The sequence below is a fragment of the Luteimonas changyuni genome (assembly GCF_039548395.1).
Lineage (GTDB): Bacteria > Pseudomonadota > Gammaproteobacteria > Xanthomonadales > Xanthomonadaceae > Luteimonas.
The window spans coordinates 1-20535 of sequence record NZ_JBCLUZ010000013.1 but is presented as its reverse complement, the minus strand read 5'-3'; the positions used below and the strand labels follow the sequence as shown (position 1 = coordinate 20535).

General features: G+C 70.5%; 24 protein-coding genes. 7 read left to right on the top strand and 17 right to left on the bottom strand.

What is annotated here, in order from left to right; translation table 11 throughout:
• Window positions 1-91: 91 nt before the first annotated feature.
• The 6 genes from WCD84_RS07185 to WCD84_RS07160 are packed head-to-tail and all read right to left on the bottom strand — an operon-like array spanning window position 92 to window position 4914.
• Complete coding sequence (locus WCD84_RS07185) at window positions 92-1519, bottom strand: RNA polymerase factor sigma-54 (protein WP_343280905.1); 1428 nt, start codon at window positions 1517-1519, stop codon at window positions 92-94.
• A gap of 35 nt (window positions 1520-1554) precedes the next feature.
• Window positions 1555-2274: an LPS export ABC transporter ATP-binding protein gene (lptB, locus tag WCD84_RS07180; RefSeq protein WP_343255672.1), complete on the bottom strand. Its 720-nt coding sequence runs from the start codon at window positions 2272-2274 to the stop codon at window positions 1555-1557.
• A complete protein-coding gene (lptA, locus tag WCD84_RS07175) occupies window positions 2274-2807 on the bottom strand; it encodes a lipopolysaccharide transport periplasmic protein LptA (protein WP_343280904.1) in 534 nt (177 codons plus the stop codon). Before lptA ends, lptB begins: the two co-directional genes overlap by 1 nt.
• Complete coding sequence (lptC, locus tag WCD84_RS07170; RefSeq protein WP_343280903.1) at window positions 2788-3351, bottom strand: LPS export ABC transporter periplasmic protein LptC; 564 nt, start codon at window positions 3349-3351, stop codon at window positions 2788-2790. The genes lptA and lptC overlap by 20 nt, the downstream gene beginning before the upstream one ends.
• Window positions 3348-3899, bottom strand: coding sequence for a KdsC family phosphatase (locus WCD84_RS07165; RefSeq protein WP_343280902.1), 552 nt, complete (start codon window positions 3897-3899; stop codon window positions 3348-3350). Before WCD84_RS07165 ends, lptC begins: the two co-directional genes overlap by 4 nt.
• Before the next feature lie 10 nt (window positions 3900-3909).
• Entirely contained in the window at window positions 3910-4914 is a 1005-nt protein-coding gene (locus WCD84_RS07160) for a KpsF/GutQ family sugar-phosphate isomerase (RefSeq protein WP_343280901.1), read from the bottom strand.
• A 125-nt stretch (window positions 4915-5039) separates the two neighbouring features.
• On the opposite strand from WCD84_RS07160, the gene WCD84_RS07155 reads away from it, so the two are divergent.
• Window positions 5040-5276, top strand: a complete 237-nt coding sequence (locus tag WCD84_RS07155; protein ID WP_343255667.1) for a BolA family protein — start codon at window positions 5040-5042, stop codon at window positions 5274-5276.
• A complete protein-coding gene (gene murA / locus WCD84_RS07150; protein ID WP_343280900.1) occupies window positions 5276-6535 on the top strand; it encodes a UDP-N-acetylglucosamine 1-carboxyvinyltransferase in 1260 nt (419 codons plus the stop codon). The genes WCD84_RS07155 and murA overlap by 1 nt, the downstream gene beginning before the upstream one ends.
• A 787-nt stretch (window positions 6536-7322) precedes the next feature.
• Here murA and WCD84_RS07145 read toward each other — a convergent pair.
• Genes WCD84_RS07145 through purM form a run of 4 tightly spaced genes read right to left on the bottom strand, consistent with a single transcriptional unit; the run spans window position 7323 to window position 10562 of the window.
• Window positions 7323-8039 (bottom strand): DUF3108 domain-containing protein, encoded by a 717-nt coding sequence (locus WCD84_RS07145; RefSeq protein WP_343280899.1) that lies wholly within the window; start codon window positions 8037-8039, stop codon window positions 7323-7325.
• Window positions 8040-8831, bottom strand: a complete 792-nt coding sequence (locus tag WCD84_RS07140; protein ID WP_343280898.1) for a DUF3108 domain-containing protein — start codon at window positions 8829-8831, stop codon at window positions 8040-8042.
• Window positions 8832-8841: 10 nt separating this feature from the next.
• Window positions 8842-9504 (bottom strand): phosphoribosylglycinamide formyltransferase, encoded by a 663-nt coding sequence (purN, locus tag WCD84_RS07135; protein WP_343280897.1) that lies wholly within the window; start codon window positions 9502-9504, stop codon window positions 8842-8844.
• 11 nt (window positions 9505-9515) lie between these two features.
• A complete protein-coding gene (purM, locus tag WCD84_RS07130; RefSeq protein ID WP_343280896.1) occupies window positions 9516-10562 on the bottom strand; it encodes a phosphoribosylformylglycinamidine cyclo-ligase in 1047 nt (348 codons plus the stop codon).
• A 113-nt stretch (window positions 10563-10675) separates the two neighbouring features.
• Between purM and WCD84_RS07125 the strand changes: the two genes are divergently transcribed.
• The 3 genes from WCD84_RS07125 to hda are packed head-to-tail and all read left to right on the top strand — an operon-like array spanning window position 10676 to window position 13721.
• Window positions 10676-11743 carry a DUF2066 domain-containing protein gene (locus WCD84_RS07125; protein WP_343277646.1) on the top strand — a complete coding sequence of 356 codons (1068 nt, stop codon included), beginning with the start codon at window positions 10676-10678 and terminating at the stop codon, window positions 11741-11743.
• Window positions 11744-11754: 11 nt separating this feature from the next.
• Entirely contained in the window at window positions 11755-13005 is a 1251-nt protein-coding gene (locus WCD84_RS07120) for an AI-2E family transporter (RefSeq protein ID WP_449280076.1), read from the top strand.
• Window positions 13002-13721, top strand: a complete 720-nt coding sequence (gene hda / locus WCD84_RS07115; protein ID WP_343280895.1) for a DnaA regulatory inactivator Hda — start codon at window positions 13002-13004, stop codon at window positions 13719-13721. Before WCD84_RS07120 ends, hda begins: the two co-directional genes overlap by 4 nt.
• Window positions 13722-13779: 58 nt before the next feature.
• Here the strand turns inward: hda and rnk are convergent, their stop codons facing one another.
• From rnk to WCD84_RS07090, 5 genes are all read right to left on the bottom strand, one after another.
• Complete coding sequence (rnk, locus tag WCD84_RS07110; RefSeq protein ID WP_343255659.1) at window positions 13780-14190, bottom strand: nucleoside diphosphate kinase regulator; 411 nt, start codon at window positions 14188-14190, stop codon at window positions 13780-13782.
• 131 nt (window positions 14191-14321) lie between these two features.
• Entirely contained in the window at window positions 14322-15140 is an 819-nt protein-coding gene (locus tag WCD84_RS07105; RefSeq protein ID WP_343280894.1) for a M15 family metallopeptidase, read from the bottom strand.
• Between the two features lie 9 nt (window positions 15141-15149).
• Window positions 15150-15755 (bottom strand): PH domain-containing protein, encoded by a 606-nt coding sequence (locus tag WCD84_RS07100; protein ID WP_343280893.1) that lies wholly within the window; start codon window positions 15753-15755, stop codon window positions 15150-15152.
• Complete coding sequence (locus tag WCD84_RS07095) at window positions 15752-15940, bottom strand: Arc family DNA binding domain-containing protein (protein WP_343255656.1); 189 nt, start codon at window positions 15938-15940, stop codon at window positions 15752-15754. Before WCD84_RS07095 ends, WCD84_RS07100 begins: the two co-directional genes overlap by 4 nt.
• 9 nt (window positions 15941-15949) lie before the next feature.
• Window positions 15950-16816: an SPFH domain-containing protein gene (locus WCD84_RS07090; RefSeq protein WP_343255655.1), complete on the bottom strand. Its 867-nt coding sequence runs from the start codon at window positions 16814-16816 to the stop codon at window positions 15950-15952.
• A 139-nt stretch (window positions 16817-16955) separates the two neighbouring features.
• Here WCD84_RS07090 and WCD84_RS07085 point away from each other — a divergent pair, with 139 nt between their 5' ends.
• Window positions 16956-17387, top strand: coding sequence for a hypothetical protein (locus tag WCD84_RS07085; protein WP_343280892.1), 432 nt, complete (start codon window positions 16956-16958; stop codon window positions 17385-17387).
• Window positions 17388-17440: 53 nt separating this feature from the next.
• On the opposite strand, the gene WCD84_RS07080 is transcribed toward WCD84_RS07085, so the two are convergent.
• Together WCD84_RS07080 and WCD84_RS07075 are read right to left on the bottom strand one after the other, a co-directional pair.
• Complete coding sequence (locus WCD84_RS07080; protein ID WP_343280891.1) at window positions 17441-18673, bottom strand: endonuclease/exonuclease/phosphatase family protein; 1233 nt, start codon at window positions 18671-18673, stop codon at window positions 17441-17443.
• Complete coding sequence (locus WCD84_RS07075) at window positions 18670-19392, bottom strand: arginyltransferase (RefSeq protein ID WP_343277653.1); 723 nt, start codon at window positions 19390-19392, stop codon at window positions 18670-18672. The genes WCD84_RS07080 and WCD84_RS07075 overlap by 4 nt, the downstream gene beginning before the upstream one ends.
• Before the next feature lie 181 nt (window positions 19393-19573).
• Between WCD84_RS07075 and WCD84_RS07070 the strand changes: the two genes are divergently transcribed.
• Entirely contained in the window at window positions 19574-20281 is a 708-nt protein-coding gene (locus WCD84_RS07070; RefSeq protein ID WP_343280890.1) for a hypothetical protein, read from the top strand.
• The last annotated feature ends 254 nt before the right edge of the window (window positions 20282-20535 follow it).

Genomic DNA, 20535 nt, shown 5'->3' with positions numbered 1-20535 from the left:
GTGGGAGCCACAGCATCGCGCATCGCGGCGCAGTGGGTGTCATGGACAGGTTAACCCAGCCCCCGGAGGGCGGGAAGCGGCGACGTGGCGTTCAGGCAATCCGCACGCGCTCGTGCGAGGACGGGATGTTCAGGGCCTCGCGGTACTTGGCCACGGTGCGCCTGGCCACCGGTACGCCGCTGTCCTTCAGGCGTTCGGCCAGGCGTGCGTCGGAGAGCGGCTTGCGCGGATCCTCGGCGTCCACCAGGCGCCGGATCATGTCCTGGATCGCGATGCTGGAGGCCTCGCCGCCGCCGCCGGTGTCGATTCCCGATGCGAAGAATGCGCGCAGCGGGATGGTGCCGCGCGGCGTGTGCACGTGCTTGCGGGCGACCGCGCGCGACACGGTGGACTCGTGCATGCCGATCTGCGCCGCGACTTCGCGCAGGGTCAGCGGGCGCAGCGCCTGGGCGCCGAACTCGAGGAAGCCCGACTGTTCGCGCACCAGGCAGTGCACGACCTTGAGCAGGGTTTCGCCGCGGGCGGCCAGGTTCTTGAGCAGCCAGCGCGCTTCCTGCAGGCGCCCGCGCAGGTAGCCGGCGTCGGCGCCGACGGTGTGCTGCAGCATCTGTTCGTAGCCGCGATGGATGGTCAGGCTGGCGTGGCGGCCGCCGGCCAGCGACACCTTCCAGATGCCGTTGTGGCGCGAGATGCTGCAGTCCGGCACCACATAGGTGTCGTGCGGCATGCCGCCGATGCTGGAGCCGGGGCGCGGGTCGAGGCTGCGGATCAGCTGCAGCGCCGCGTTGGCTTCGTCCTCGCTGCAGTGCAGGGCGTCGGCCAGGCCCGGGGCGCCGAGCTTGGCGATGCGTTCGATCAGGGTGGCCACCGCGTGTTTCGCCAGCGCATGGCCGGGCGTGTCGGCGGGCAGGGCCTCCAGCTGCAGCAGCAGGCACTCGCCGAGGTCGCGCGCGCCAACGCCGGTCGGATCCAGCCGCTGCACCCGCTGCAACACGGCGTTGATCTCGGCTTCGTCGCACTGCAGCTCGGGGGCCATCGCTTCGGCGATGGCGGACAGTGGTTCGCGCAGGTAGCCATCGTCGTCGATCGCGTCGACCAGGGCCTCGCCGATCGCCAGTTCGCGTGGCGACAGGTGGCTGAGATTGAGCTGCCAGGACAGGTGGCCGCGCAGGGTTTCCGACTGGGCGATGCGCTCGGACGCGTCGCCGTCCGGATCGCCGTCGCCACCGCCGCCGCCGCGCCCGCGATCGTCCCACGCGACGTCGCGCTGGTCGTCCCAGTCGTGGTCGGCTGCTGCGCTGTCGGTGTCGGCGCGCTGTTCGTCGCCGCCGGGAGCGTCTTCGGCCGACGCGGACAGCGGCGAGGATTCATCCCACTCCAGCAGCGGATTGCTCTCGACGGCCGCAGTGATCTCGGCTTCGAGTTCGGGGATCGGGAGTTGCAACAGATGCAGCGCCTGACGCAGCTGCGGCGTCAGTACCAGGTGCTGTCCCAGCGATGTCTGCAGACGAGGCTTCACGGCGTTCCCGATCAGGCGGGGACGCACCCTCCGCTTTACAGCCGGAAGGACTCCCCGAGGTAGACCCGGCGCACGTCCGGGTCGGCCAGCAGCGCGTCCGGAGCCCCCTGCGCGAGCACGCCACCATCGCTGAGGATATACGCGCGGTCGCAAATGCCCAAGGTCTCGCGCACGTTGTGGTCGGTAATGAGCACGCCGATGCCGCGATTCTTCAGGTGACGGACGATGCGCTGGATCTCGCCGACCGAGATCGGGTCGACGCCGGCGAAGGGTTCGTCGAGCAGGATCAGGCGTGGGCGGGCTGCCAGCGCCCGGGCGATCTCGACGCGCCGCCGCTCGCCGCCGGAAAGGCTCGCGCCATGCTGGCCGGCCACGTGGCCGACCTGCAGTTCGTCCATCAGCGAGGCCAGCTCGGCCTCGCGGCCCTTGCGGTCCAGGTCCTCGCGCAGCTCGAGCACCAGCATGATGTTGTCGGCCACGCTGAGCTTGCGGAACACCGAAGGTTCCTGCGGCAGGTAGCCGACGCCGAGGCGCGCGCGGCGGTGCATCGGTTCACCGGTGATGTCGCGGCCGTCGAGCACGATGCGTCCGGCATCCGCCGGCACCAGGCCGACGATCATGTAGAAACAGGTGGTCTTGCCGGCGCCGTTGGGGCCGAGCAGGCCGACGACTTCGCCCGCTTCCAGGGTCAGCCCGAACTCGCGCACGACTTCGCGCTGGCCATAGCGCTTGCGCAGGCCCTCGGCGACCAGCATCAGCCGCCGTCCCCGGTCGCCTTCGCTCCCTTGGGCAGGATCCGGGTGCGGATCTGCTGGCCGTCCTGGCCGCCACCCTGCACGCGGCCGGTGGCCATGTTGTAGACGATGCGACCGCCGGCCATGGTGCCGCGACCGGGCTGGTTGATCTCGACGTTGCCGGTGAAGACCACGGTTTCGGTCTGCAGGTTGTAGTCGACGTTGCTGGCGGTGGCATCGATCGCGCCGCCGTCGTCGAGCTCCTGCTGCAGGCGCACCGGCGATCCCGTCAGGATCACCTTCTGGATGTCGCCGCCGCCGCGACGGACGTCGGCCTTGGCGGCGCGCACGTCGAGCGTGCCCTGAACGATGCGCACGTTGCCGCTGAAGACGCAGGGGCTGCCGTCGTCGGCCAGCGAACAGTCCTGGCTGTCGGAGGTCAGGTCCATCGGCCGGGTGCGGTCGCTGGATTTCGCCCACGCGGGCGCGGCAGCCAGGGCCGCGGCGATGGCGATGGCGATGGGCGTGGCGAGGCTAGCGGCGCGTGGGGACATAGCGGGTCTGGACCTTGGAGTTGAGCTTGAAGCGTTTGTCGGCCAGGTCGGCTTCCATGCCGATGCCGCGCATTGTAGTGCCGGGCTGGGTGATGGTCACGGAGGCGTCGCTGCGGGCCCGGCGCTGGCCCGGGAACACGTCCAGGGCCTCGGTGTCCATGCGCATTTCGCGGCTGCCGGCGGGGTCGGATACCACCACCACCTCGCCGCGCAGGCGCATCTCCTCGCTGTCGGCGCTGATCCAGCCGGTGGCTGCGCGCAGGTCCCAGTACAACCCGCTGTCTTCTTCGGGCAGCAGGAAGACCGGCTCGCGCAGCGACATGGTCTCGTCCGCGGGATTGCGATGCAGGTGCGGGGCGCGGAGGGTGAAGGCTTCCCGGCCATCGCTGTCGAGCGACACCAGCTGGAAGTCCTCGAGCACGTAGTCGGAGCGGTTGCTGGTCGCGGTCGCGTCGGCGACTTCGGCGCGCTGCCGCCATGCCGACCAGCCGCTGGCGATCGCGGCAACCAGCAACACGAGGATCATCGCGGCGCGCCAGTTCATTGGCGCGCCGTCCCGGCGTCATCGCCGGCATCATCGCCGCGCGCGGCCAGCAGCAGGTCGCAGAATTCGCGCGCCGCGCCGCGGCCACCGCCGGCCGACGCCTGCCAGTGCACGCTGCCCAGGATCGCGGGATGGGCGTCGGCCGGCGCCGCCGCCAGGCCGGCGCCGGAGAGCACGGCGAGGTCGGTCAGGTCGTCGCCCATGAACGCCACCTCGTCGGCGGCCAGCCCCAGGCGCCGGCACAGGCCGTCCACGCAGGCCTGCTTGTCCTTGATGCCGGTGTAGGCCTCGACGCCGAGGTCGCGGGCGCGGATTTCCGCCGCCGGGCTGGTGCGCGCGGTGACGAAGGCGACCGCGATGCCGGCGCGGCGCAGCAGCGAGATGCCCAGGCCATCATGGACATGGAAGGCCTTGGTCTCGGTGCCATCGCTGGCGATGTACAGGCGGCCGTCGGTCAGGGTGCCGTCGACGTCGAAACAGACCAGCCGGATGCGCGCGGCGCGCGCGAGCAGCCCGGGGGAGGGGGAGGCGGGAGGCGAGGTCGACATGGACGCGCGATCACACCACGCGCGCGCGCAACAGGTCGTGAATGTTCAGCGCGCCGACCGCGCGACCCGCGCCGTCCACCACCACCAGGGCACCGATCTTGTGCGCTTCCATCAGCTGTGCGGCCTCGACGGCAAGCGCGTCGGCGCCGATGGTCCGCGGGTCGCGGGTCATCACGTCCGAGATCGCGGTGCTGCGCACGTCGATGCCGGCGTCCAGGCTGCGGCGCAGGTCGCCGTCGGTATACAGGCCTAGCAGGCGGCCGTCGCCATCGACCACGGCGGTCATACCCAGCATCTTGCGGCTGATCTCGGCCAGCGCTTCGCTCACGGTGGCGTCGGCGTGGACGCGGGGCACGGCGTCGCCGGTGTGCATGACGTCGGCAATGTGCAGCAACAGGCGGCGCCCGAGCGCGCCGGCGGGGTGCGAGCGGGCGAAGTCGTCGGCGGTGAAGCCGCGCGCCTCGAGCAGGGCCACCGCGAGCGCATCGCCCATCGCCAGCGAGGCGGTGGTGCTGGAGGTCGGCGCCAGGTGCAGCGGACAGGCCTCCTCGGGCACGCTGACGTCGAGGTGCACGGCCGCCGCCCGGGCGAGCGTGGAGCCGGTGCGCCCGGTCATCGCCACCAGTGCGTTGCCCTGGCGCTTGAGCACCGGCAGCAGCTGCAGCAGTTCGTCGGATTCGCCCGAGTACGAGAGCGCCAGCACGATGTCGGCATCGGTGACCATGCCGAGGTCGCCGTGGCCGGCCTCGCCGGGGTGGACATAGAAGGCGGGCGTGCCGGTGGAGGCCAGGGTGGCGGCGATCTTGCGCGCCACGTGGCCGGACTTGCCCATTCCCGTGCAGACCACGCGGCCGCTGCAGGCCAGGAGCAGGCTGCAGGCGCGCGAGAAATCGCCGTCGATGCGCGCGGCCACGGCCGCGAGGCCGCGGGCCTCGATGTCGAACACGCGGCGGCCACTTGCCGCGAAATCATGCGCGGGCGCGGCGTTCTCGGACTGTTTGCTGGTGCCGGACATTACGGGCCGGGCCCTTATTGGTTATGCTAACCCGTTCATCTTACGCGGATTTGTCCCCCGGCCTGCGGCCCGCCGCGCCGGCGCGGACAGGCCGCTTACATGCCCTTCATGACCGGGACGACGCCTTGAACGCAGACACCATCCGCAATCTCATCGAACAGGGCCTGCCCGGCGCGGAGGTCGAGGTGCGCGGCGATGACGGCGTGCATTTCGAAGCGCTGGTGGTGCATCCGGACTTCGCCGGTCGCCTGCCGCTGGCGCGCCACCGCATGGTCTACGCCACCCTGGGCGCTCTGATGGGCAACGAGATCCACGCCCTGGCGCTGCGCACGGTGACGCCGGACGAGCCGCGGCCGGCCTGATGCAGAAGATCGTTGTTGAAGGCGGCGTGGCCCTGGAGGGCGAGGTCCGCGTGTCCGGCGCCAAGAACGCCGTGCTGCCCATCCTGTGCGCGACGCTGCTGGCCGACGAGCCGGTGGAGATCGGCAACGTGCCTCACCTGCACGACGTGGTCACGACCGCGCGCGTGCTTGACGGGCTGGGTGCCGGCGTCACCCACGATGCCGACGGCAGCCACATGGTGGTCGACCCGCGCAGCGTCGACAGCCACATCGCACCCTACGAGCTGGTGCGCACCATGCGCGCATCGGTGCTGGTGCTGGGGCCACTGGTCGCCCGCCACGGCGCCGCCGAGGTCGCACTCCCCGGCGGCTGTGCCATCGGCTCGCGTCCGGTCGACCTGCACATCCGCGCGCTGGAAGCGCTGGGCGCGCGGATCACGGTCGAACACGGCTTCATCAACGCGCGTGCCGGCCGCCTGCAGGGCGGGCACGTGGTGTTCGACACGGTGAGCGTGGGCGCGACCGAAAACCTGCTGATGGCGGCGACGCTCGCGCAGGGCACGACGGTGATCGACAACGCCGCGCGCGAGCCGGAAATCGTCGACCTCGCAGACTGCCTGCTGGCGATGGGCGCCGATATCGAAGGCGCGGGCGATTCGCGCATCATCGTCCGCGGCGTCGACCGCCTGCACGGGGCGCGCCATGACGTGGTCGCCGATCGCATCGAAGCGGGCACGTTCCTCGTGGCCGCGGCCATCACCGGCGGCCGGGTCACGGTGACCCATGCGCGGCCGGACACCATGGACGCTGTGCTGGAACGTCTTGCCGCCGCCGGCGCCGACATCACCATCGATGGCGGCCGCATCACCGCCGACATGCGCGGCCGCCGGCCGCGCGCGGTCGACATCACCACCGCGCCGCACCCCGCGTTCCCCACCGACATGCAGGCGCAGTTCATGGCCATGGACTGCATCGCCGAAGGCGTGGCGACGATCGACGAAACGATCTTCGAGAACCGCTTCATGCACGTGAACGAACTCATGCGCCTGGGCGCGGAGATCCACGTCGACGGCAACCGGGCCACGGTCACCGGCGTCGAGCGCCTGAGCGGTGCGCCGGTGATGGCCACCGATCTGCGTGCCTCGGCGTCGCTGGTGCTGGCCGGGCTGGTGGCCGAGGGCGAGACGGTGATTGATCGGGTCTACCACCTGGACCGCGGCTACGAGCACATCGAGCGCAAGCTGTCCGGGCTGGGCGCGCGGATCCGCCGCATCGACTGAGGCGGACACCAAAGGTTCTTCTTCCGATTGAGGGGGGCGTACGGCTGGCCTGGCAGGGTGGCTGCTTCTTCTCGAGACCCTGCGGTGCTGAGGTGACAGTTGGAGCGTTGTTGGGCCGGGAGCTGCTCCGTCCTGGTCCGCGCTGCCGTCCCGCGCATTTCTCCGTTGTGGTGCGCGCTGCTCGTCTCGTGCATTTCTCCGTTGTAGTCCGCGCTGCCCGTCCCGCGCACAGGGGGTGTGCTGCGCCGGCCGTCTCCGCGTCCTGCTCCCAGCGGCCGGGCGCCGGCCATCCATGGCCGGCTCTCCGCACACCCCCTGTGCACGGGACGGGCCGTGGCGTTTTCCTGCTTCGGGAAGGAGATCAAGAGCGGGCGCGCTCGCGCTCGTGGCATTGGGCGTGGGGTGGCTGGCCCGCTTGATCCGGTGACGACCGCCCGGTTGCGACATCTGCGTCAACGTTGCCCCCGTCCACCACCGCGCAAAAGGTCCGGGCCCGCCGTGGATGCAGGGGGGATGCCCAGAGCCGGCCATGAATGGCCGGCGGCCGGAACTGGGAGCAGGATGCGCATATTCCGGCTGGGCATCCCCCCTGCGTCCGCGGCGGGCAGCGCGCTCCCTCCCGGAAGACGACCAGCGGGCCAAATCACCCGAAAGCCCCACGCAATTGGGGCCCCATCGGCCTGCTGCCGCAGCGCGCCCGAATCGGAAGAGAACCATACAAAAAGGGCCCCGCGATGCAGGGCCCTTTGTCATATGCATGCCGCGGGTTTCGGTCCGGGGGTGCGGGTCAGTTGACGGCGGTCAGCTTCAGGTCGATGTGGTCCTTGCCATCCCGGCGCTGCAGCACCCGCGCCGGCACCGGCAGGCCATCCACGACCCAGGCGATGATTTCGCGCTTGCCGTCCTTGCGCACCACTCGCGTGGCCTGGTGCGATTGGCCGCCGACCTGGATGGCTTCTTCGCCGGCGACCTGGAAGGTCTGGCGCTTGACCCGGCCGTCCTCGACCAGGCGGTAGTCGAGTGGCTTGCCCGCGGCCACGTCGCGCACCAGGACCAGGTTCATCAGCATGCCGTCGAGATCGCCGGCGCGCAGTTTCACCGGCCCCGCGCGATCGTCCTTGATGTCGCCGGTCCAGCGCGCTTCGCCGCGGTCCCAGTCGTAGTCGGCGGTCACTGTCTTGCGCTTGACCAACATCGCCGCGAGGCCGCTGGTGCCGCGCTGGCTGTCGACACTCTTGATCGGGCGCCATTGCTTGCCGTCGACTTCGAACGTGGTGCTCTGTTCCAGCTCCGCGCCCATGCCGCCGATGTCGATGCGGTATTCCCAACGATCCTTGCCAACGCTGGCGAGGGTCATTTTCGCGGTCGCTTCCATGCCCATGTAATTGGCCTGGTAATCGGCGCTGAATGCTTCGATCGCGAGCGCGGGCGTGAATGCCAGTGCGAGCGACAGGCCGGCACCGATCATCGCGGCACGGCCGCGCAGGGACTTGATGTACTGCATCTATTGGACTCCTTGGTATTCGACCAGCCGCAGGTCGATGGCGTCTTCGCCGTTTTCCCTCTGCAGGATGCGGATCGGCGTGGGAACGCCGCGCGCCACCCAGAAGATCGTTTCATCATTGCCGCCGTTGGTGCGTGAAACCCGCATGGCCCGGTAGGACAGGCCGTCGACTTCGACGTGTTCGGCGACCTCGGCCACCGAGTACCGGTGGTCACGCACGCGGCCACCGTCCACGAACCGGTAGCCAAGGCTTCGCCCGGGCTCGGCATCGCGGACGATCGCGAGGTTGATCAGCAGGCCACTCATGTCGCCCGGCTGCAGCGCCACCGGCTCCCGCCGTGTCTGCTTGATGTCACCGCTCCACTTGGCGAAGCCCGCATCCCAGTCGTACACGCCCTCGACCTCGCGGCCCATGAACAGCGCCTTGCGCCGGGTGCTCTGGCGGAGTGGGCGATAGCGATCATCGACCACGTCGAACACGGTGTCCTGGTCGATATCCAGCCGGATCCAGCGGGCAAGGCCGCGGTTTCCGGTCACGTCGAGGTCGACCTGCCAGCGCCCGCCATCCAGGCGCGCGAGGCGCATGCTGGCGGTGCCGGCGGGCTTGCCCTGGTTCCAGGCGTCGTAGGTCGCGATGAAGGGCTGCAGCGCGGGTGGGCCATCGTCATCGGGGGCGTCCGCGTCCGTTGAAGGCGCCGACGCGGCGGGGACGGCGACCTGGCTGGCCGCCGCGGGCGCTGGCGCGCAGACGGCAAACAGGGCCGCCAGTCCGATATGGAAGAAGGTGTTCATGACCGGCGGATCATGCCCGCAGGCGGTTGGCTGCCAGCTGAAGCGGTGCCTGCAGGACCTGGCCGTCGAACTCGACCGCGGTGCCCCGAAGGCGGATGCGGCCGGTGCACAAGAGCTCCAGCGCCGAGATCATGAGCGGATGCTCGACCGCGAGGACGCGTTGCGCGAGGGCATCCGCATCGTCTCCGGGCAGCACGGGCACCCGCGCCTGCGCAATCACCGGGCCGCCGTCGAGGTCGGCGCTGACGAAGTGCAGGCTGGCGCCGTGTTCCGCGATTCCGGCCTCCAGCGCCCGTGCATGCGTGTCCAGGCCCTTGAACGCCGGCAGCAGCGATGGGTGGATGTTGACGATCCGTCCCTCCCAGGGCGCGATCGCGTCGGCCCCGAGCAGGCGCATGTACCCGGCACAGACGATGAAGTCCGGCTCCACGGCTGCAACCGCCGCGAACAGTGCAGCGTCGAACTCGCCGCGGCTGGCGAAGTCGCGGGGCCGCAGTGCGTGCGCCGGGATGCCCGCGTCGCGCGCGCGCTCCAGCGCAAACGCCCTGGGGCGGTCACCGAAGACCCCGGCCACCCGCGCATGCAGGCGACCTTCGGCGACCGCGTCGAGAATCGCCTGCAGGTTGCTGCCGCGGCCCGAGGCCAGCACCGCCAGGCGCGGGGTTGCGGCCACGGACAGTGCGCTCAGCCGATGCGCACGCGGGGCGCGCCGGCATCGGCCGGCAGCACCGACCCGATCGTCCAGTGCGCGAGCGACAGCGCGTCGAGCGCGGCCGAAACCGCAGGCGCACGCGCCGGGTCCACCACCAGCACGAAGCCGATGCCGCAGTTGAACGTGCGCCACATTTCCTCGGCAGCCACTGCGCCTTCGCGCTGCAGCCATTCGAACACCGCGGGCATCGCCCAGGCGCCGGCATCGATGTCGACGCCCAGCCCCTCGGGCACCACGCGCACGATGTTCTCGGTCAGGCCGCCGCCGGTGATGTGTGCCATGGCGTGGATGGACGCGCCCTCGGCGCCGCGCAGCAGCTCCAGCACCGGCTTCACGTACAGCGCGGTGGGCGCCATCAGCGCGTCTTCCAGGCGCACGCCGCCAAGGTCGGTGTCGCCGGGGCGGCCGGCGCGGTCGTAGATGCGGCGGATCAGCGAATAGCCGTTGGAATGCGGGCCGCTTGAGGCGATGCCGATGAGCACGTCGCCGGCGGCCACGCGGCTACCGTCGCGCAGCTCGGACTTCTCGACCGCACCCACGGTGAAACCGGCCAGGTCGTACTCGCCCGGGGCGTACATGTCGGGCATTTCCGCGGTCTCGCCGCCGATCAGCGCGCATCCCGCCAGCTCGCAGCCCTTCGCGATGCCGCCGACCACCGCCACCGTGGCGTCGATGTCGAGCTTGCCGGTGGCGAAGTAGTCGAGGAAGAACAGCGGTTCGGCGCCCTGCACCAGCACGTCGTTGACGCACATGCCGACCAGGTCGATGCCGATCGTGTCGTGGCGGCCGAGCTGCTGCGCCAGCTTGAGCTTGGTGCCGACGCCGTCGGTACCCGAGACGAGCACCGGCTCGCGGTACTTGCCCGACAGGTCGAACAGCGCGCCGAAGCCGCCCAGCCCACCCATCACCTCGGGACGGAAGGTCCGCTTCACCAGCGGCTTGATGCGTTCGACGACTTCATTGCCTGCGTCGATGTCGACGCCGGCGTCACGGTAGGTCAGCGGAGTGGGGCTGGTCACGATGGCTCGCCGCGCGGGAAAACGGGAATTTTAGCAGCCTCCGGGCCAACTTCATGGACGCGGCGGCGCGGCTGCGGCACCATCCCTGCCTGACACTGGTCCAGGGAACGACGATGCCCAAGGCGTTGCTGCTCGCGCTGCTCCTCGCACTTCTGCTCCCGGGCTGGGCCCATGCCCAGCGCGTGGAGGGCGATCGCGCCGGGGCCAGCGGCCTCTACCAGGCCGAAGTCACGGTTGGCAGCCAGACGGAGGCGGCGCGGCAGTCCGGTTTCTCGCGCGCGCTGGCCCAGGTCCTGGGCAAGCTTTCGGGCGATGCCGGCGTCGCCAGGCGTCCGGGGGTTTCGCGCGAACTGCGTCGCGCGGGTGATTTCGTCGAAGGCTACGACTACCGCCAGGACGAAGGCCGCTCGGCCGCCGGTTCGCCGACCTACAGCACGGTGCTGGTGGTGCGTTTCCGCGAGGACGAGGTCAACGCCATTGCCGGCGCGCTCGGCCTGCCGCTGTGGCCGGAGCCGCGGCCGAAGCCCGTGCTGTGGCTGGCGATCGACGATGGCAGCGGCCCGCGCCTGGTTGCGCTGGGTCAGAACAACGTGGCGCGGCCGGTGCTGGACCGGGCGATCGAGCGTGGCTACCGCCTCGGCCTGCCCAACGGCACGGCCGCCGAGAAGGCCGCAGTGGGCGCGATCTGGCGTGGCGACACCGCGGCGATCTCGCGCATTTCCGCGCGCTACAGCCCGCCGATGCAGCTGGTCGGCAAGCTCTATCGCGCCGGTGGCGGCTGGAAGGCCGATTGGACGTTCATCGACGACGGCCGCGTGCTCGCGACCTGGTCCGAAGAAGACGGGCAGGCGCGCCGCGCCATCGCCTCGGGCGCGGATGGTGCGGCCAATGCGCTGGTGCGCCGCTATGCCAAGGCCAGCCCCGTGGGCGAGCCCGGTGTCGAACGCGTGGTGGTGACCGGCATCAACAGCGCCAACGACTTCGTGCGCCTGTCCTCCTGGCTGCAGTCCACCTCGGTGGTGCGCGGCATCCGGCCGCTGCGCGCGACCCCCAACAGCCTCGAACTCGAACTCGACCTGCTGACCGGCCTCGCGGGCTTCCGTCGGGTGCTGGATGAAACGGTGCTGGTCGAGTCGGGCGGCAATATCGAAGGCGTGCCGCCCGAGTTCTACCTGCGCTGAGGCCCCGGATCATGGACGAGCACGCCAACGTGGTGGTTTCGCGCTTCCTCATCCGCCTGCAGTGGGCACTGCTGCTCTGCGTCATCGGCTGGCTGGTATGGCGGCTGGGCCCGGTGCTGACGCCGTTCGTGTTCGCGGCTCTGCTGGCGTGGATGGGCGATCCGCTGGTCGACCGGCTCGAGGAGTCGGGGCGCTCGCGCAACGTCGCGGTGGTCATGGTGTTCACCGTGATGGTGCTGTTCCTGGTGCTTGCGCTGGTGATCCTGGTGCCGATGATCGCGCGCCAGATCAGTATCCTGGGCGAAGCCCTGCCGGACTATCGCGACTGGCTGTTGCAGACCGCGCTGCCGTGGCTGGAGGCGCGCACGGGAGTCGACATCGACGCCTGGATGGATCCGGCGCGGATCCTGGACTTCTTCCGCGAACACTCCGAGCGCGCCGGCGGCATCGCCGCGACCGCCCTGGGCGTGGTCTCGCGTTCGGGCATGGCGATGGTGACCTGGGCGGTCAACATCGTGCTGATCCCGGTCATCACCTTCTTTTTCCTGCGCGACTGGGACCTCATGGTGGAGCGCGTGGCCTCGGTGATCCCCCGTGACCATGTGGACACGGCCAGCCGGCTGGCGCGCGAGTCCAGCGACGTGCTGGGCGGCTTCCTGCGCGGGCAGTTCCTGGTGATGGTGATCCTGGGCGTGATGTACGGCCTCGGCCTGTGGCTCGTGGGCCTGGAGCTGGGCCTGCTCATCGGCCTGATCGCCGGACTGTTCACTTTCATTCCCTACATCGGCCCGGCCACCGGCATCGTCCTGGGCATCATCGCGGCGCTGATCGAGTACGGGGACTGGCAGCACCTGCTGGGCGTGTCCGTGGTGTTCGGCCTGGGCCAGCTGATCGAAAGCTACTGGCTGACGCCGAAGCTGGTCGGCGACCGCATCGGGCTGCATCCGGTGGCGGTGATCTTCGCGGTGATGGCCGGTGGCGTGCTGTTCGGCTTCGTGGGCATGCTGATCGCGCTGCCGGGGGCGGCGGTGGTCAACGTCATGCTGCGTTTCGCACATGAGCGCTACACCGCCAGCAGGCTCTATGCCGGCCGCGCCGCCGGGGCCGACCTGGAGGTGGTGGTGGACACCAGCGTTGGCGTGGCCGGTGGGCTGCCGGCGCAGCTGCTGGTGCCGGCCACGGCCACGGCCGGGGCGCCGGCGGATCCCGCCGATGTGCCGGCGAGGAACGCCGGGCCGGGACCCGGCCGCGACGGCGCGTGAACCGGCAGCTGCCGCTCGCGCTGCGCTATCCCCCGGACCAGCGTTTCGACACCTTCGTGGATGCGCCGCCTGCTGCGATCGGGCAGCTGCGCATGCTGGCCGCCGGCAGCGGCGACTGGCTGTACCTCGACGGCGCGGCGGGCACCGGCAAGACGCACCTGGCGCTGGCGGCATGTGCGCAAGCCGATGCCATGGGACGCCGTGCAACCTATCTTCCGCTGGCACTGGCCGCCGGACGCTTGCATGAAGCGCTGGAATCGCTGGGCGATGGCCCCGGACTGGTCGCTTTGGACGGGCTCGAGGCGATCGCCGGCCGGGGTGGCGACGAGGTCGCACTGTTCGAGTTCCACAACCGCGCCCGCGCCGCGGGAGGCAGCGTGCTCTACGCCGCGTCCGCGGCCCCGGCGGCGCTGCCTCCCGGGCTGCCGGACCTTCGCTCTCGGTTGGCGCAGTGCGTACGCATCCCCTTGCAGCCGCTGGACGACGCCGGCCGCGCCCAGGTGCTGCGACTGCGGGCGCGAAGGCGCGGCCTGCAGTTCGACGAGGCCGCGATCGGCTGGTTGCTCAGGCGTGCCGGACGTGACCTGGCCGGTCTGACGACCCAGCTTGATGCGCTGGACCGGGCATCGCTGGCGGCGCAGCGGCGGGTGACGGTGCCGTTTCTGCGCGAAGTGCTCGGGCCGAATGTCGGCCCCGGGCCGCTTCAGGCCCCTTGAGCACTCCGGTGGCGAGGATGCCTGGCGGCGACCATGGCTCCGATGCGCCGACCGGTGTTCAGCGGTGGTACTCGCCCGCGCGCTCGGGCTGGTAGGTCACTTCCTCGATCAGCACCTTGATGGCGCCGCCGCCGGGCTTGGGCCATTCCATTTCGTCGCCCTGGGAGAGCCCGAGCAGGGCGCTGCCCACCGGCGCCAGCACCGAGATGCGGTCGGCGCTGCCGTTGGCATCGCGCGGATAGACCAGGGTGAGCAGGAAGCTCTCGTCCGGCCCCACGCGGAAGCGGACGGTGGAGTTCATGGTCACCGTGGTGGCCGGGACGTCCTTGGGCGCGACCACGTCGGCGCGAAGCAGTTCGGCCTCGAGCGCGTCGCGGCCGGGAAAGGCGCCGTCGGGAAGGGATTCGAGCAGGCTCTCAAGGCGCTCGGAATCCAGCGTCGAGATGGTGATCTTGGGTCGGGTGTTCACGCGTGCGTCTCCTGACAATGCGCTTGCCGCCAGCAACGCGCCCCGGGCGACGTCTCGCGTCGGCCGGGGCGCGGGTGGGCTGGCGGCTATGGTGTTCGTTGCCGTCAATGTAGCTGCAGCCGGCCGCGATCTCAATCGATTCGCGCGGCCCCATCGTAGCGCCAGTGCCAGGGCTCGTGGACGATGCCGTGCGGGTTGTCGCGCGGATAGCTCATGGTGAAGCCGAGCGCCGCGGCATGGGAGCGGAGCCACGCGAACGCCGCGGTCTGCTCGAAGGATTCCTCGGCCGCCGGCTCGCCGGGCGTGCTGATGTCGATGGCGCGGCCGGAATGGTGTTCGGACCAGCCGGGGGCGGCGTTGACGGCGAGGATCTCGTCGATGGCGATCCCGCGCGCGAGCTTGCGCTCGATGATGCCGGCCTGGTAGTCGTGGCTGCGGTAGCCGGACACGGCTTCCAGCGCGATGCCGTCGCGTGCGGCAGCGCCGACCAGGTGCCGCCAGCCGCGCGCGGCGTCCACGCGCAGCCACAGCGCGCGGCGGTAGCGGTCATGGCCGGCCAGGTCCAGCCACGCGGGTTCGGACTCCAGCGCGAGTCCAGTGCGCGCGGCATAGGCATCGCCGTCGATGCCCAAGGCCTCCAGGCGCGTGGCCAGGCGCGTCGGCGGCAGGGTCGGCACCACGTCGATCCCGGTGCGCAGGCCCCGAAGCGGCGGATGCTCGAGGACGTCGAGGGCGGCATCGATCCCGGTTTCGCGCGCCAGGCGCGGCACCAGCGGCAGCAGGCCTTCCGGCAGGTCGGCGGCAAGCAGCGTGCCGTCGCGCTTGCGCCGCAGTACGGTGCGCGCGCGGGCCAGGGCACGGGCGTCGCGGTTGCCGCGTGCGCGCAGCACGCCGCCCGGCCAGAGTTCGATGTCCGGGGTGTTGGCGAGGATGGCGTCGCGATCGCGCATGGCGGGAGGCTAGCGCCTGCCGCCGCTGTCCGCCATTGCGCGCAGCCGGTCGAGCAGCGCCTGCGGATTTTCGGGCTGCAGCAGCAGGTCATGCCCGGCGGCGGTGGGAATCCACAGCAGGCGCTTTCCGCCACTGGCAGCCACCAGCGCCCGTTGCCCGCTGCGCAGGCGGAACCAGCCGCTGCGGAAGCCGGGAATGGAGACGCCATTGGTCCTGAGCATCGCGCGGAATTCGGGACGCTCGTCGATGTCGACCACGCGTGCGCGTGCGAGATCCAGTGCATCGAGATCGAAGCGGCGGCGATAGAAGGTCGTGGCGACCTCCAGCCCGCCCGCGTCCAGCTGCAGGCGATGGCGGCGCACCAGCGCGGCCAGCGCGCCCCAGAGCACCACGCAGAGCGCGGCGACGCTGGCGAAGGCGCGGACCGCGAGCGCTTCCTGGCCTTCGCCGCTGCCGCTGCCTGAAAGCTCGGTCAGGCCGACCAGCACCAGCGGCAGGATCACCACCAGCGCGAACAGCCAGGCTTGCGCGCGTGGCGAGGCCGGCACCAGCGCCGTGGCCGGATCGTTGTCGTGAACCGCGCCGTGGCGGCTGCTGTCATCGGACACTGTCATTTTCCCTCCGTTTTTGCGGCGCTGGCGGCGGCCCGTTCGGGCAGCCGGCCGGCCTTGCGCAGCGCCTCGCGCAGCAGGTATTCGATCTGTGCATTGGCGCTGCGCAGGTCGTCGTCCGCCCACTGCTGCACGGCCGCGAGGATCGCGGCATTGATGCGCAATGGATAGGCCTTTTTCTCAGCCACGGCGCGCCATCAGTACAGCGAACCGGAGTTGACCACCGGCTGCGCGCCACGGTCGCTGCACAGCACCACCAGCAGGTTGCTGACCATCGCGGCCTTGCGTTCTTCGTCCAGCGTCACCACGCCGCTCTTCTCCAGCTCGGCCAGCGCCAGTTCGACCATGCCGCAGGCACCGGCCACGATGCGCGTGCGTGCCGCGACCACCGCGTTGGCCTGCTGCCGCTGCAGCATGGCCTGCGCGATCTCGGGCGCGTAGGCGAGGTGGCTGATGCGCGCCTCCAGGACTTCGACGCCGGCCGAGCCCAGGCGTTCGTCCAGATGCTGCTTGAGTTCGTTGGAGATTTCGACCGGATGGCTGCGCAGCGACATCTGGCCGTCCTCGTGCTGGTCGTAGGGATGGGTGGTGGCCATGGCGCGGAGCGCCGCCTCGGATTGGATGTGGACGAAGCTTTCGTAGTCGTCGACGTTGAACACCGCTTCGGCCGAATCCACCACCTTCCACACGATCACCGCCGCGATCTCGATCGGGCTGCCCTCGAGCTCGTTGACCTTGAGCTTGCCGCTTTCGAAGTTGCGGATGCGCAGCGAGACCTTGCGCTTGGTGAGGAAGGGATTGTTCCAGCGCAGGCCGTTCTCGTGGACGGTGCCGACGTACTTGCCGAACAGGCTCAGCACCGCCGACTGGTTGGGCTCGACCATGTACAGGCCGGCAAGGCAGAACAGCGCGATGCCGCCGATGGCGATCGCCGCAACCAGCTGCAGCACGGCGCCGCCGTTGACCAGCGCCTGGAAGAAGAGCCAGCCGCAGGCGAGTGCGACCACGACCAGGAGCAGCAGCATCGGAATGCCGGGCAGGGAGCGGATCGGGTTTTCCTTCATGGCGTTCTCCGGGGGGGCCGTGGTTGGGCGAGCTGACATTATTGATATCTAAATGATATCTATTCGTCAAGCCGGTCGCGGGCATCCGCGGCCGACCTGCGATGATGGCGACCTTGGAATCCGAGGGAGTCAGCCACCGATGAAAGGCCGCGACGGCTATGCCGTGTTCTTTTTCCCGCAGGCGATCGAAGCCCTGGGGGACGCCATCAAGCCCTACATCCAGGACAGCCCGGTGGTTGGCCCGCACGTGCCCTGCGACGAAGTCGACACCGGCGGCGCATTGATCGAGCTGACCATGAAAGGCCGCATGCCCACGGGTGATGACGTCGCCCTGGAGCTGATGGTGCCGACGTCGATGGTGCGGATGATCGTGTCGCGGCAAAGCGGCGGCATGTTCGGCTTCGGGCCGCGCAGCTACGAGGCCGCCGCCCAGGCGGCGCTGCCGGTCATTGGCGCCTCGGCGCCGGCCGCGGAGGCACCGGCCGAAGCGGTGCCGGCAAGCGCCGACACCGCCTCGCCCGCGGTGACCGCCCCCGCCGAAGGTGATGCGGCCGCCAAGCCCGCGCCCTGAGGCCAGGTGGTTGGGGCGCTCCCGCGGCGGTCCCGGCTGCGAAGCGCCCTGGCTCAGTTGGTGAGGTCGATCCAGACCAGGCGGTGGTCGCTGCCGTCGACGATGGCGGCGCCGTCCTCGCCCGGGGCCGGCCAGTACACGCCTGAATCCAGCGCCCGGAAGCCGACGGAAGGCAGCGCATAGTCCAGGCGCAGCGGGCCGGTACGCGGGCCGAAGTCGCCGGTGGCATGGGCCACGCTGCCGCGGCGATCCGGACGGTCGGCCCCGGCGGCGTGCGCCGCGCCCTCGCTGCGCGGGGTCGCCATGCGCAGCACGCGCGGGTGTTCGAGCAGTTCGATGATGGCCTCATGGCGACCGTCGCCGTCGACGGGATCGTTGTTGAGGTCGCCGAGGATCACGAAGCGCGCTTCCCGGGCGAGTCCTCCGCAGTGGCCGGCGTCGTCACACAGCCAGGGTGCGTCGTCGCTGCCGATGTACTCGCGCCACAGCCGGATCTCGTCGTGGTTGCGCGCGCCGTTGCGATCCTCGGGGCCGTCGAATACGGGCGGCGTGGGATGCGAGGCCAGCACGTGCACGGTTCCCAGCGGCGTGCGTACCGGCACGTCCCAGTGCGACTTCGACGACAGCCGCAACTGCTCCCAGGTGGCGTCGTCGTACCAGGGCGCAGCGGTCCCTGGATCCACCGGCCGCGCGGCACCGGGCATCGTGCTCCAGCGCAGCTGCTGGAAGGTCCGTGCCGCATCGGCATCAATCGGGTGCATGGACAGCAGCAGCATCCCGTATTGCCCGGGGTGCAGGCCATAGCCCCAGGCGTCGTTGCCGCGCCCGCGGGCGGCGGCCCCGTCTTCGCCGGGGGGCGCGGCGCCGGCACCGACGTGTCCGCTGCGGTCGAGGTCCAGGCCGCTGGGCACGCCGGTGTTGACCGGTGCGATGTAGCGGTAGGGGTAGCGCAGCGGGTCGCCGCCGCCGGGCTGCGGAACATCCAGATAGTCGCGCTGGAAGGCATCCGCCGCGCGGCCGCTGGCGTCGTAGTCGAATTCGTTGACCAGCACCACGTCGGGGCGGACCCGCTGCAGCACCGCGGCGACCTTGCGCGCATCGGCGTCGTCGGATTCGAGTCGCCGCAGCAGGCCGCCGGCGTCATCGGAATAGAGCGATGCGTTGTAGCTGGCAACGCGGAGGGTCTGGGGCGGGGTCATGGACTGTCCGGGGTCTCCGTGGACGTTGACGCGCACGCAGCCGGCAAGCAGCGCGCAGCACAGCAGCGCGGCCAGGCGCGCGCTCATGCGTTGCTCCCGCGCGGGAGGGTTTGCCAACTGCGGCCATCAAAGTGTTCGAGGGTCTGGAAGTTGCGCTTGTAGTCCATTTTTGTGTGTCCTTGAATCCAGTAGCCAAGGTAAAGGTGGCGATAGCCGTCGCGCCGGGCCCAGGCGATCTGCTGCAGGACCGCCAGCGTGCCCAGGCCGCGCGCGGCCTCGTCCGGGTCGTAGAAGGTATAGACCGCCGACAGCGCATCCTCCACCAGGTCGGTGACAGCCACCGCCAGCAGACGTCCGCCCGCGCGCAGTTCGAGGAAGCGACCCTGCGACCAGCTGCCGACCAGGAACTGCGCGAACTCCGCCTTGCCATGATCGTCCATGCCGCCGCCCGGATGGCGGCCGAGGAGATAGCGGCGGTAGAGCTCGAAGCGCTCCGCGTTCTCGTCCGCGGGCAGGATCCGCGCCTGCACGTCGGCATTGCGCACCAGGCAGCGGCGCTGGCTGCGGTTGGGTACGAAGTCGGCCACGGGGATGCGCACCGGCACGCAGGCACGGCAGCCATGGCAGTGCGGGCGATAGACCAGGTCGCCGGAGCGGCGGAAGCCCCAGGCCAGCGCGCGGGCATAGGACTCGGCCAGGCGCGGATCGCCGGGATCAAGCACCAGGTCGCGGGCCGGGCGTTCGGGCCAGTAGCCGCAGGGGTGTTCGGCGGTGTGGAACAGGCGCAGCGGCGCTGGCTCAGCCATGGCGAACCCGGCGCGGAGATGCATGGACGGCGCGAAGCATGCAGGCAGGATACTGCGCGGCGTCGCAGCGGCTGCGAACCGGCTGCCAGCTGAACGCCCACGGCCGACCGTCAACCACGTCCGGCGCCACGCGTTGACCGATGCACATGCAGCACTGCCGCTGCGAGCAAAGGAGACACGCATGAAGCGTCATGCCCTGTTTTTCGCCACCGCCCTGGCCGTGGCTTCCCTTGGTGCCGCAGGCCTGGCAGCCGCGCAGTCCGCGCCGGCCACCAGTGCCACCAAGGCCACCACCGCCACCGCCACAGGTGACGCCCGCACCGATGCTCCGCGCGCCGCAAAGGGCGAGCGCCCGATGCGCCACGGCAAAGGCCATTCCGGCCACCGCGGCGGCCATGCCATGCGCGGCGGCATCGAGCGCATGGACACGGACGAGGACGGCCGCATCAGCCGCGCCGAGTTCGACGCCGCCAAGGCTGCTCGCGAAGAGGCGCGCGCCGCCCGCATTGCACAGCGCGAGAAGGCCGGTGCCGGCGAATCCCCGCGCCGTGCGCGCGCTGATCGTGCAGATCGTCCGGCCCGCGACGGCGTCGAAAGTGGCCCGCGCATGGGCTTCGACTTCGACGCCATCGACACCAACAAGGACGGCTACATCGTCCGCAGCGAGGTGGCGGCCCACCGCGACCGCATGCAGCAGCAGATGCGCGCGAAGCACGCGGAACGCTTCGCCGAAGCATTTGCCGCCGCCGACCTCAACAAGGACGGCAAGCTCAGCCGCGTCGAGGTCGACGAGAAGATGCCGCGGCTGTCGAAGCGCTTCGCATGGACGGACGACAACCGCGACGGCTTCCTGAGCCGTGCGGAACTGGAAGCCGGCAAGCGCCGCTGAGCCAGGCGTTCCACTGATGGGGTGGTGCCGGTTCGACCGGTGCCGGGCCCGCGCTCATGGCGCGGGCCTTTTTTCATGGTTTTTCACCCGATCGAGGGGCGCTTTCGGGTGATACGCCCGCTGGTCGTCTTCCGGGAGGGTGTGCGCTGCCCGCCGTGGAGGCAGGGGGGATGCCCAGCCGGAATATGCGCATCCTGCTCCCAGTTCCGGCCGCCGGCCATCCATGGCCGGCTCTGGGCATCCCCCCTGCCTCC